This is a genomic window from Pedococcus sp., assembly GCF_036554925.1.
GTDB lineage: Bacteria > Actinomycetota > Actinomycetes > Actinomycetales > Dermatophilaceae > Pedococcus_A.
In genome coordinates, this window is record NZ_DATBMI010000121.1 from 1 (window position 1) to 12,055 (window position 12,055).

10 protein-coding genes are annotated in these 12,055 nt (G+C 72.9%); all 10 read left to right on the forward strand.

The window, feature by feature from the left end; genetic code table 11:
* The first annotated feature begins 134 nt into the window (after positions 1 to 134).
* Positions 135 to 1,571 (forward strand): cytochrome ubiquinol oxidase subunit I, encoded by a 1,437-nt coding sequence (locus VIB11_RS10075; protein ID WP_332030845.1) that lies wholly within the window; start codon positions 135 to 137, stop codon positions 1,569 to 1,571.
* Positions 1,572 to 1,637: 66 nt separating this feature from the next.
* Complete coding sequence (cydB, locus tag VIB11_RS10080; RefSeq protein WP_332030846.1) at positions 1,638 to 2,693, forward strand: cytochrome d ubiquinol oxidase subunit II; 1,056 nt, start codon at positions 1,638 to 1,640, stop codon at positions 2,691 to 2,693.
* On the forward strand, positions 2,693 to 4,324 hold the full coding sequence (cydD, locus tag VIB11_RS10085; RefSeq protein ID WP_332030848.1) for a thiol reductant ABC exporter subunit CydD: 1,632 nt from the start codon (positions 2,693 to 2,695) through the stop codon (positions 4,322 to 4,324). The genes cydB and cydD overlap by 1 nt, the downstream gene beginning before the upstream one ends.
* On the forward strand, positions 4,321 to 5,958 hold the full coding sequence (cydC, locus tag VIB11_RS10090; RefSeq protein ID WP_332030850.1) for a thiol reductant ABC exporter subunit CydC: 1,638 nt from the start codon (positions 4,321 to 4,323) through the stop codon (positions 5,956 to 5,958). Before cydD ends, cydC begins: the two co-directional genes overlap by 4 nt.
* A gap of 7 nt (positions 5,959 to 5,965) precedes the next feature.
* On the forward strand, positions 5,966 to 6,385 hold the full coding sequence (locus tag VIB11_RS10095; protein ID WP_332030852.1) for a BlaI/MecI/CopY family transcriptional regulator: 420 nt from the start codon (positions 5,966 to 5,968) through the stop codon (positions 6,383 to 6,385).
* A 6-nt stretch (positions 6,386 to 6,391) separates the two neighbouring features.
* Complete coding sequence (locus VIB11_RS10100; protein WP_332030854.1) at positions 6,392 to 7,261, forward strand: M56 family metallopeptidase; 870 nt, start codon at positions 6,392 to 6,394, stop codon at positions 7,259 to 7,261.
* Positions 7,258 to 7,776, forward strand: a complete 519-nt coding sequence (locus tag VIB11_RS10105) for a low molecular weight protein-tyrosine-phosphatase (RefSeq protein ID WP_332030856.1) — start codon at positions 7,258 to 7,260, stop codon at positions 7,774 to 7,776. The genes VIB11_RS10100 and VIB11_RS10105 overlap by 4 nt, the downstream gene beginning before the upstream one ends.
* A gap of 508 nt (positions 7,777 to 8,284) precedes the next feature.
* The gene (locus VIB11_RS10110; protein ID WP_332030858.1) at positions 8,285 to 9,004 is read left to right on the forward strand and encodes a glycosyltransferase family 2 protein; all 720 of its coding nucleotides are present in this window, start codon (positions 8,285 to 8,287) and stop codon (positions 9,002 to 9,004) included.
* Complete coding sequence (locus tag VIB11_RS10115; RefSeq protein ID WP_332030860.1) at positions 9,001 to 11,340, forward strand: hypothetical protein; 2,340 nt, start codon at positions 9,001 to 9,003, stop codon at positions 11,338 to 11,340. The genes VIB11_RS10110 and VIB11_RS10115 overlap by 4 nt, the downstream gene beginning before the upstream one ends.
* A partial coding sequence (locus tag VIB11_RS10120; protein ID WP_332030862.1) for a glycosyltransferase family 2 protein occupies positions 11,337 to 12,055 on the forward strand: 719 nt, incomplete at its 3' end. The genes VIB11_RS10115 and VIB11_RS10120, both read left to right, overlap by 4 nt.

Consider the following 12,055-nt stretch of genomic DNA (forward strand, 5'->3'; position numbering starts at 1 on the left):
GCACGAGCAGGGCACGCGTGACCGAGGTCTCCCCGCTGAGGGACCTCCGGCCCGTGCGTGACGATTACTACCTGTCGTAGTATTTACGACGTTCTGTAGTAGATCGTTCTCCACGCCGTCAGGGAGCCCCGCCGATGGACGCGCTCGACCTCGCCCGATGGCAGTTCGCCATCACCACCGTCTACCACTTCCTCTTCGTCCCGGTCACCATCGGCCTGTCGGCCCTGGTGGCGGTCTTCCACACGGCGTGGATCCGGAAGCGCAACCCCGAGATGCTCCGGCTCGCGAAGTTCTACGGCAAGCTCTTCACGATCAACTTCGCGCTGGGACTGGTGACCGGCATCGTGCAGGAGTTCCAGTTCGGCATGAACTGGTCCGACTACAGCCGCTTCGTGGGCGACATCTTCGGCGCACCGCTCGCGATCGAGGCGCTGCTCGCGTTCTTCCTGGAGTCGACCTTCCTCGGCCTGTGGATCTTCGGCTGGGGTCGGCTCCCCGAGAGGCTCCACGCCGGGTGCATGTGGGCCGTGCACATCGGCACGCTGCTCTCCGCGTACTTCATCCTCGCCGCGAACTCCTTCATGCAGAACCCGGTCGGCTACCGCTACAACGAGCAGACCGGCCGCGCCGAGCTGACCGACTTCGCCGCGGTCCTCACCAACAAGGTGCAGCTCATCACCTTCCCGCACGTCGTCATGGCGGCGTACATGGTCGGCGGCGCCGTCGTCATGGGCGTCGGCCTGTGGCACATGCGCCGCGCGACCGTCGGCGGCGACCTGCCGATGTACCGCAAGGCCACCCGCCTCGGCGCGGTCGTGACCCTCGTGGCCGGGCTCGGGATCGCCGTCACCGGCGACATCCAGGGCAAGATCATGACCGAGGTTCAGCCCATGAAGATGGCCGCGGCCGAGGCGCTCTACGAGTCGTCGGACAGCAACGCGCCGTTCTCGATCTTCACCGTCGGCTCCCTCGACGGCAGCGAGGAGAAGTTCGCCGTCACCGTGCCGGGCCTGCTGTCCTTCCTCGCGACGGGCAGCTTCGACGGCGAGGTCAAGGGCATCAACGAGCTCAAGGCCGAGTACGCCCAGACGTACGGCGACAGCGGCAACCCCCTGGTCACCAACTCGACCTACGTGCCGAACATCCCACTGTCCTACTGGTCCTTCCGCTTCATGATGGGCACCGGCTTCGCCGCCATGGCTGCCGCGGCCGCGGTGCTGTGGGCCACCCGCCGCGATCGCGTCCCCACGGCGCGCTGGTGGACCTGGCTCGCCGTCGCCACGCCGCTGCTCCCCGTGCTGGGCAACAGCTTCGGCTGGATCTTCACCGAGGTCGGCCGCCAGCCGTGGCTGGTCTTCGGGCTCATGGCGACCAGGACGGGCGTCTCACCGTCGGTCTCCGCCGGTGAGGTCATCACCTCGATGGCCGTGTACACGCTGCTGTACGGCCTGCTCGCCGTCGTCGAGGTCAAGCTCTTCCTCACCTATGTGCGCGCCGGTGCACCGCCCTTCGAGGAACCCGCCGACCACACCAGGCAGGACGAGGACGCCGAGCTGGCCTTCGCCTACTGACCCGCCACGCACCGGCAACCGACGCACCCGACGAGCCGCACGGCATACCAAAAGGACTGAAGGGCAATGGACTTCCCCACGATCTGGTTCATCATCATCGGCGTGCTCTGGACGGGCTACTTCGTCCTGGAGGGCTTCGACTTCGGTGTCGGCATGCTGCTGCCCGTGCTCGGCCGCGGCACCGACCCGCAGGACACCGAGAAGCGCCGGCGCGTGCTCATCAACACCATCGGCCCGGTCTGGGACGGCAACGAGGTGTGGGTCCTGACCGCCGGGGGCGCCACCTTCGCCGCCTTCCCGCACTGGTACGCCACGATGTTCAGCGCCTTCTACCTTCCGCTGCTGCTCATCCTCGTCGCCCTGATCGTGCGCAACCTCGGCTTCGACTACCGCGGGAAGCGCGACGACGACCGCTGGCGGGCCAACTGGGACACGGCGATCGTCGTCGGCTCGTTCGTCCCCGCGTTCCTCTGGGGCGTCGCCCTGACGAACCTCGTGCGCGGGCTGCCGATCGACGCCGACAAGGAGTTCACCGGCACCCTGTTCACCCTGTTGAACCCGGTGTCGCTCCTCGGTGGCCTCGTGACCCTGGGGCTGTTCCTGACCCACGGCGCGCTCTTCACCGCCCTGAAGACGACGGGACCGATCCGCGAGGACGCCCGCGCCGTCGCGACCCGCGCCGGAGTGGTCACGGCGGTGCTGGCGGTCGTGCTGCTCGGCATCCTGGGGCTCCAGGGCGGCAATGCCGCCTCCTGGGCGACGACCGTGGTCGCCGCCGGCGCCCTGGTCTCCGCGCTGGTGGCCAACCTGCGCGCCCGCGAGGGCTGGGCCTTCGTCGGCACGTTCGTCGCCATCGCCATGGCGGTGGCGACGTACTTCCTGCTCCTCTTCCCCGACGTCATGCCGAGCACGCTGGACGAGGCCTGGTCGCTCACCGTGGACAACGCGTCGAGCACGCCGTACACGCTGAAGATCATGACGATCGTGGCCCTGGTGTTCACGCCGATCGTGCTGCTCTACCAGTCGTGGACGTACTGGGTCTTCCGCAGGCGGATCGGCACCCACCACATCCCCGCCGCGAGCGCCCCCGCGCCGGCACCGCCGGCCCCGGCCCAGCGCTGATGCGCCCGCTCGACCCACAGCTCCTGCGCGCCGCACCCGCGGCACGCTGGCCGGTTGCGGCGCTCACCGGGATCGGGGTGGCGCAGGGCCTGGCGACCATCGCGACCGCGTTCGCGCTCAGCGCCGTCGTGGTGGCCGTGGTCGAGGGTGTGCCGCCGGGCCGGGCGGGCGCGTGGCTCGTCGGGGTCTTCGTGGCGCGTGCCGCCCTCGGCTGGGGCGCCGAACGGGTCGCCGCCTGGTCCGGCTCCCGGGTCAGCGCCGCCCTGCGCGAGCAGCTCGTGGGGTCGTGGCTGGGTCTGGACGCGGACCGGCGCCCCGCGCCGGCCCGGGCGGTGGCGCTGGCCGCGCAGGGCTGCACGAGTGTGGAGCCCTACGTCGCGAGGTACGTCCCCGCCCTCGTGACGGCTGTCGTCGTCCCGCCCCTGGCGATCCTCACCCTGGCCCTGGTCGACTGGCCCAGCGCGGTGATCGTCACGCTGACCGTGCCGCTGCTCCCGGTGTTCGCAGCGTTGATCGGGGCGAGCACCCGGGAGTCCACGCAGCGCCGCTGGCGGGCCCTGACCTCGCTGTCGGGCCACTTCCTCGACGTCATGCGCGGTCTGCCGACCCTGGTCTCCTACGGGCGGGCCGAGCGCCAGGTCGAGACGATCCGGTCGGTGAGCCAGCAGCACCGGCGCACCACCATGGAGACCCTGCGGCTCGCCTTCCTGAGCTCCGCGGCGCTCGAGCTGCTGGCGACGATCTCGGTGGCCATGGTCGCGGTGACGGTGGGGATCCGGCTGGCGCACGGGTCGATGGCCCTCGGGACGGCACTGCTGGCGATCCTGCTGGCGCCCGAGGCGTACTGGCCCATCCGCCGGGTGGGGGCCGAGTTCCACGCCGCCGCGGACGGGGCCGAGGCGCTCGCCGAGATCACCGGCCACCTCGCCGCCCCAGCGACCGCACCAGGGACCGCACCGGGAGCAGGACGCGAGGCGGGTCCGGAGGCAGGCCCGGCCACCTCACCGGCCGCCGCGGTGACGGCGGAGGCCGTCTCGTACACCTACCCCGGGACCGCGGCCCCCGTCCTGGCGGGCGTCTCGCTCGACGTCGGCCCCGGCCTCACGGTGGTGACCGGACCCTCCGGGACCGGGAAGACCACCCTGCTCGAGGTGCTCGCGGGAGTCCGCCGCCCCCAGTCCGGTGCCGTGACCGCACCGCGGACCCACCTGGTGGCGCAGCGGGCGTTCCTGGTGGCGGCCACCGTCCGAGCCAACCTCTCGCTGGGCAACGGCGCCCACCAGGAGGAGATGTGGCAGGCACTGCGGGACGTCGGGCTCGACGGTGTCGTCGCCGCCATGCCGCGGGGTCTCGACACCCCCATCGGCGACGACGGCTTCGGCCTGTCGGCCGGGCAGCGCGCCCGGCTCGTCCTGGCCCGGGCCCTGCTGGCCCCCGAGACGGCCGTGCTCCTCGACGAGCCGACGGCCCACCTCGACGGCGAGGCGGCCGAGGTCGCCCACGCCGCGATCTGCTCGCTCGCCGCGAGGCGATGCGTGATCGCCGTCAGCCACCGACCCGAGCTCGTCGCCCTCGCCGACCGGCTGGTCCGCCTCGAGGGCGGGCACCTGCGGCAGGAGGCGACCTCATGAGCCGTCTGGCCGTGCTCCGGCCGGGGCGGCGCACGCTCGTCGCGGGCCTCCTCGGCGGCGCCGCCCTCGCCGCGGGTGTTGCCCTCACCGCGACCTCCGGGTGGCTCATCGTCCGGGCCAGCGAGCGCCCGGTCATCCTCACCCTGCTCACCGCGATCGTGGCCGTCCGCGCCTTCGGCCTGGCCCGCCCCGCCTTCCGCTACTGGGAGCGCCTGCGCTCCCACGACGCCGCCCTCGACGACCTTGCCGACCGGCGCACCGCCGTCTACCAGCGGCTCATCCCCCTCACTCCTGCCCGGCTGGGCACGCGGGGCCGCGCGGACCTGCTCACCGGAGTCGTCGACGACCTCACCGACGTGGTCGACGCCCAGGTGCGCGTGACCGTTCCCGTGCTGTCGACGCTGGTCGCGGGCGGGCTCACCGCAGTCGTGACCGCACTGGTCGACCCCGCGGTCGGCCTCGCCGTCGCCGCGCTCCTCGGGGTCGCGGCGCTCACGTCGTGGCTCGCGTGGCGGCTCGAGACCGCCGGGCAGGCCGACCTCCTGTCGGCCCGCGCGGAGGTGGCTCGGGTGAGCGGGCTCGTCGCGCTGCACGCCGCGGACCTGCAGGCGACCGGTGCCGAGGAGGAGGCGCTCGACTGGCTCCGCCGGGCGCACGGGGCCATGGAGGCCGCCGCCCGTCGGCAGAGCCGGGGCCGCGCGGCCGCGGCGGCAGCGCTCCCGCTGGCCACGGCGCTGGCGACCATCGTCGCTGCGGCCGCGGTCGCCGACGGCGGCGCGAGCGCCCCGGTGTCGGCCCTGCTGGTGCTGGCGCCCTTCGCCCTGGCCGACGTGCTGGCACCCCTTCCGGACGCCATGCGAGCCCTCGCCCGCGCACAGGCGAGTGATGAGCGACTGCGCGGCCTGCTCGACCAGTCACCGGCCGTGGCGTCCACCGGCTCCCGCACGCCGGCACTGGCCGCAGGCCCCGTGCCGCACCTCCGCCTGACCGGCGTGGGTGCCGCCTGGCGGCCCGGCCACCCTGCCCTGCGCCCGCTCACCCTCGACCTGCCCCCGGGCAGCCACGTCGCGGTCACCGGCGCCAACGGCAGCGGGAAGTCCACTCTCCTCGCCGTCCTCGCCCGCCAGCTCGATCCGACGAGCGGCAGCTACGCGGTGGACGGCACCGACGTCCGCGACCTCGACCTCGAGGCGTGCCGTTCGCTGTTCGCCGTCGTGGACGACGAGCCCCACGTCTTCGCGGGCACGGTCCGCGCGAACCTGCGCCTCGCCAGCCCGGACGCCCCGGACGCGGCCCTCGAGGACGCGCTCGACGCGGCGGGGCTGCACGCCTGGCGGCTCGGGCTGGCCGAGGGCCTCGACACCCGCCTCGGGACCGGTGGCGTGGGCGTGAGCGGTGGTGAGCGGGCCCGGCTCGGTATCGCCCGGGCCCTGCTCTCCCAGCGCCCGGTGCTCCTGCTCGACGAGCCCGTCGCGCACCTCGACCACCCCACGGCCGCGTCGGTGGTGCGGGACCTCTTCGCAGCCGGCACCGGGCGCACCGTGGTGCTCGTGAGCCACCGCCCCGAGGGCCTCGACGAGGCGGGGCGCATCATGGACCTCAGCGCGGTGGCCGCGACGACGACAGGACGGTGAGGGCAGGGTGCCAGCGAAGGCGATCAACAAGCTCGGGGAGCTCGAGCGCGCGGTCATGGACCAGGTGTGGTCACGCGGCGAGGCCGGGGAGCCATCGGTGTCCGTGCGCGAGGTGCATGACGCGCTGAGCGCCTCCCGGGACCTCGCCTACACCACCGTGATGACGGTCATGGGCCGTCTCGCCGTCGCCGGCCTGCTCGTCAAGGCGCGCTCCGGGCGTGCCTACCTGTATGCCGCGGCGGGCAGCCGCGAGGAGCTCACCGCCAGCACGATGCTCGGCCACCTGCACGGCATGGCACCCGAGGACCGTCGATCGGCGATGCTGCACTTCCTCGGCGACGCCAGCCCCGAGGAGATCGCCGACCTCAAGGCCGCCCTCGCCGAGGTCGAGTCCCGCCAGGCCGGCCGCTCGCCCGGCCGCCACTGACCCACGGTGAGCCTCGCGCCCCTCGCCCTGGCCCTGCTCGCGGTCACCCTGACAGCAGGAGCACCTCGCCTGATGGCGCGCCAGGAGCGCTTCCGCCGGGCTCCCCGGGCCGCGCTCGTCGTCTGGCAGGCCGTCGCACTGTCGGGGGTCGTCTCCGGGCTGGCGGCCGCCCCACTGGCCGTGGCGGTGCTGGCAGGCGGCCGGGCACCCCGCTCCGCCTGGGCTGCCGCGGCGGCCCTCGGGCTCAGCGCCGTCGTCCTGGGCCGGCTGCTGTGGGCCGGTCACGTCGTCGGCAGCCGACTGCGGGCCGCACGCCGGGAGCACCGCCTGCTCGTCGACGCCCTCGGCGAGGCCGTCGACGACGAGGTGCGCGTGCTCGCGCACCCCACGCCCACGGCATACTGCCTGCCCGGTCTGCGCCGCCGCGTCGTCCTCACGGAGGGCACCCTGCGGGCCCTGCCACCCGACCAGCTCGCCGCGGTGCTGGCCCATGAGCGGGCCCACCTGCGCGAGCGGCACGACCTGGTCCTGGAGTTCTTCACGGTGCTGCACCGCTCCGCGCCCCGCTGGTTGCGGGTCCCGGCAGCCCTGCACGAGGTGCGGCTGCTCGTCGAGGTCCTGGCCGACCGTGCCGCCCGGCGCGCGACCGGCCCGGTGCCCCTGGCCCGCGCGCTCGTCGCGCTGGCGGGCGGCACCCACCCCGAGACGGCTCTCGCAGCCACCGCCGACCCGTCCGCCACCCGCGCCCGGATGGCACTGCTGGCGCAGGACGAGGCGCCGGCACGCCTCGCAGCGGGGATGTACACCTTCGCGGCGGCCGTGCTGTCGGCCCCCGGTGTCGTGGTGGCGCTGGCGCTGGGTTCAATGAGGTCATGACCTCCCACACCGACCGCTACCGCGTCATCGTCGTCTGCACCGGGAACATCTGCCGCTCCCCCATGGGCGAGCTCCTGCTGCGCGAGCTGTTCGAACAGGCGGGTCTCGGCGACCGCGTCGAGGTCGACTCCGCCGGCACCACCTCCTGGGAGGAGGGCAACCCGGCCGACCCGCGCACGCTCGCCGTCCTGAGGCGCAACGGTCACCCCGAGGTCGGCGGCCGTGAGCACCTCGCACGGCGCTTCGTCCGCTCGTGGCTCGACGAACGGGACCTCGTCCTGGTGGCCGACTCCGGCCACCTGCGCGACCTGCACCAGCTCGCCCGCAGTGAGGAGCAGCGCGAGCGGATCCGGCTCTTCCGGGAGTTCGACCCGGAGGCCGCCGCCTCCGGGGACCTCGACATGGCCGATCCCTGGTACGGCGACGACGAGGCGTTCGACCGGACCTACGCAGAAATCACGGCAGCAGCAGCAGGGGTCGTCGAGCACGTGCGGCGGCAGCTCGAGGCCCGCTGACGCAGCGAACTCGTTTCTGCCGCAACACTTTTCGATCTCGCGGCGGGTCCACCAACCCTGCGCTTCAGGGAAACGGGCCCTCCACCCGTCAACCGGGGCCTGTTGGAAGCGAACCGCCGTAGGCGCCCTGATCCGAGCGATCCGCAGGGCTGGTCGCGCCCCATGCGTTTGCGGCACGAGCCGCGGCGGGACGGGTACGGCGATAGGTCTATCCGCCCTGCTCCCGGTGTGGGATCTGGCAAACAGCAGGCCAACGCATAGTTGCAGGGGGGACAACTCCTGCGTGGTCGCTGCGGCCGCGCCTACTCGGAAGAGGTTCGCGCGCATGGGGTTCCAAGAGGGCGTACTGGGTGGGGCAGTCGAGAGCCGGCGACCGGAGAACGCGCGGTCGGAGAAGCCGCGGCCGGAGAAGGTGCGAACCGAGCCGACGCGCTCGGACACCTCGGCCGCGACGGCGGCTCGGGCGGAGCGCCTGGTCGCGCGTGTGCCGGACCCGGGCCATGCGCGGGTGAGCGTCGTCGTCCCCACCCTCAACGAGGAGCGGAACATCGCGTGGGTGCTCGAGCGGATGCCCGCGTGCGTCGGCGAGGTCGTCATCGTGGACGGCTTCTCGAACGACCGGACCATCGAGGTGGCCCGGGCGACGCGTCCCGACGTCGTGGTCGTCAACCAGCGCGGGCAGGGCAAGGGCGCCGCACTGCGGACCGGGTTCGAGACGGCGACCGGCGACTACATCGTGGCCATCGACGCGGACGGCAGCATGGAGCCGGCCGAGATCGAGTACTACGTGGCCGCGCTCGACATCGGGTACGACCTCGTGAAGGGCTCCCGGCACCTGCGGGCCGCGGGCTCGCTCGACCTCACCCCCGTTCGCAGGCTGGGCAACTCGGCGCTCGTCGGCGCCGTCAACCTCATGTGGGGCAGCCAGCTCAGCGACCTCTGCTACGGCTTCTTCGGCTTCCGGCGCACCTGTCTGGAGCAGCTCGCCCTGCACGCGCGGGGCTTCGAGATCGAGACCGAGCTCGCGGTGCATGCCATCTCGTCGGGGATGCGCATCGCCGAGGTCCCCAGCGTCGAGCTGCTGCGCCACCACGGGCAGTCGCACCTCAGCGCGTGGCGCGACGGCTGGAGCATCTTCCGCCTGCTGGCGCGAGAACGCCTTCCCGTCCCGGCGCGCCCACTGGTCGATGCGCTCGACCGCCGCGGCCTCGAGGCGGTGGGGTCGTGAGCCGCCTCACCGCGCTGCGGGCGGCCCTGACCGCCGTGGTCGTGGCCGCCGCCACCATGCTCGGCGGGCTCCCCGCCCAGGCAGCCGACACCGGCTACGTCGGCCCCGTCTACGGCTCGGCCACGACCGCTCCCACGGGCCAGAAGCCGCAGTCGAAGCTCTGGGTCACGGACGGCACCTGGTGGGGCGCGCTGTTCGACCGGACCAGCGGCGACTTCCACATCTTCCGGTACGACTGGGCAGCCAACACGTGGACCGACACCGGCGTGCTGGTCGACGAGCGCACGAACGTCTACCTCGACGCGCTCTGGGACGGCCAGCACCTCTACGTCGTCAGCGCCGGAACGGGCACCACCAACACGCTCCACCGCCCTCGGCTGACGCGGTTCTCCTACAGCTCGACGACGCAGACCTGGGCCCGCGACCCGGGGTTCCCCGTCATGCCACCGGGCAACGGGGGCGTGAAGTCCGCCGTCATCGCCAAGGACAGCACGGGCCTGCTCTGGGCCACGTGGTTCGCCGGGTCCAAGATCTGGGTGACGCACTCGCAGCCCGGTGACGACAAGACCTGGGTGACGCCGTACCAGCTGCCGACCCCGGCCGGCCAGTCCAGCGTCGGCACCGACGACCTGAGCGCCATCGTCGCCTTCGACGGCAACAAGATCGGCGTGCTGTTCAGCAACCAGCTCAGCACCTCGGAGACGATGTACTGGTCGTGGCACCAGGACGGCACCAGCGACCAGCTGTGGAACCTCCAGGTGGCCTACCAGCAGCCCGAGGGAGCCGACGACCACATCAACCTCAAGTCCCTCGTCGGCGACTCCGCCGGCCGCGTCTTCGCCGTCGCGAAGACGTCGATGGACGCCGGCAGCGACCCGCTCTTCAACCTGCTCACCCTGAGCCTGAGCGGGCAGTGGTCCTCCGACGTGGTGTGGACCCAGGCCGACGACAGCACCCGGGCCATCGTCCAGATCGACACGACCAGCCGCCAGGTCTACGTGTTCGGGGCGGCGCCGTGCTGCTCCGGCGGCACGATCTACTACAAGAAGGCGCCGCTGGACAACCCGCAGTTCAGCCCCGGCCTCGGGACTCCCTTCATCCACAGCGACGCCCACCCCGAGGCCAACAACCCCACGTCGACCAAGCAGGTCGTCAACGCCAGCACCGACCTGGTCGTCATGGCCGGCGACGACGAGACGCGCACCTACCTCTACAACCGCATGGAGCTCGGCCCCGCGGGGCCGGACACCACGCCCCCACAGACGACGATCACCAGCGCACCCCCGGCGACCACGGGCTCGACGGATGCCTCGTTCTCCTTCACCTCCAACGAGTCCGGCTCCACCTTTGCCTGCAGCCTCGACGGCGCACCGGCACAGGCGTGCAGCTCGCCGCAGGGCTACAGCGGCCTCGGGTTGGGCAGCCACACCTTCACGGTGGCGGCCACGGACTCGTCGGGTAACACCGACCAGTCACCCGCCACCCACACCTGGTCGGTCGAGCAGGACACCACGCCGCCACAGACGACGATCACCAGCGCCCCGCCGGCATCGACGTCCTCGACCAGCGCGTCCTTCGCGTTCAGCTCCAGCGAGTCCGGCTCGTCGTTCGCCTGCAGCCTCGACGGGGCGCCGGCGCAGGCATGCACGTCGCCGCAGGCCTACAGCGGCCTGTCCGTCGGGAGCCACACCTTCTCGGTGGCGGCCACGGACGGGGCCGGCAACACCGACCCGACGCCGGCCACGCACACCTGGTCCGCGGGAGCCACGACCGTCGTCTTCAGCGACGACTTCTCCTCCGGTGGCTTCACGGCCGGGGGCTGGCAGGTCCAGACGGGCAACGGCGCCACGGCCACGGTCGTCGACGGCGCGGTGACTGCCGGCAACCTCGGCGCGCGGCTGCTCTCGTCCACGACCTCGAACTCCAGCGCCTCGTTGCGCAAGGCCCTCGGCTCCCGGACCAGCCTGACCCTGGAGTGGGACGCCCGCGTGGTGTCGGCCAACGCCAACCAGTCCTTCACCCTGGCCAAGGTCTACGGCTCGGGCCGCGTGCTGAGCCTGATCCGGAACGGCTCCTCCGGGGCACTGAGCGTCCAGGACACCGCCAGCACGGTCGCGACCGGCGCCTCGCTGGCGACCGGGCAGGTCGCGCGGCTGCGGCTGTCCGTGACGAACGGCACGGCGGGGACGGTGCGCCTCTCGGTCAACGGCACGGAGGTGTTCTCCAGGACGATGAACCTCGGCACCTCGGCGCTCACCGCGGTGCGGATGGGCGACGACGCCAAGCGGCGGGCGCACGACTACCGCGTCGACAACGTCCTGGTCACCACCCCATGACGGCCGAGGGACCCGCCGTCACCACCGCGGTCGTGGTGTGCGCCTACACCACGGCCCGGTGGGGGCAGCTCCAGGCCGCGGTGCGCACGGTACTGGCCCAGACGGTGTCCCCCGCCGAGGTGGTCGTCGTCGTGGACCACAGCGACGAGCTCCTGGCGATGGCCGCCGCCCTCGAGCGGCAACCCACCGCAGGCAGCCCGGGCGTCCGCGTCCTGCCCAACTCGGGCCCCCGCGGCCTCTCCGGCGCGCGCAACACCGGAGTGCAGGCCGCCTCGGCAGAGGTCGTGGCGTTCCTCGACGACGACGCGGTCGCGAGCCCGACGTGGCTGGCCGAGCTGTCAGCCCACTTCGCCAGCGCGGACGTCATCGGCGTCGGCGGAAGGATCCTGCCCGACTGGGCGGGCCGCGAACCCGCCTGGCTGCCACCGGAGTTCCTCTGGGTGGTCGGGTGCTCCTACACCGGCCTGCCGCAGGGCACCGCCGAGGTGCGCAACCCCATCGGCGCGAGCATGGCCTTCCGCCGGGCGGCTCTTCAGGCCGTGGGCGGCTTCTCCACGGCGGTCGGACGGGTGGGCACGACCCCGCTCGGCTGCGAGGAGACCGAGCTGTCGATCCGCCTGGCGCACCGCGTGCCGGGTTCGCGCATCCTGTACGAGCCGCGGGCCGTGGTGCACCACCACGTCGCCCCGGAGCGGGCCCGCTGGGCCTACTTCCG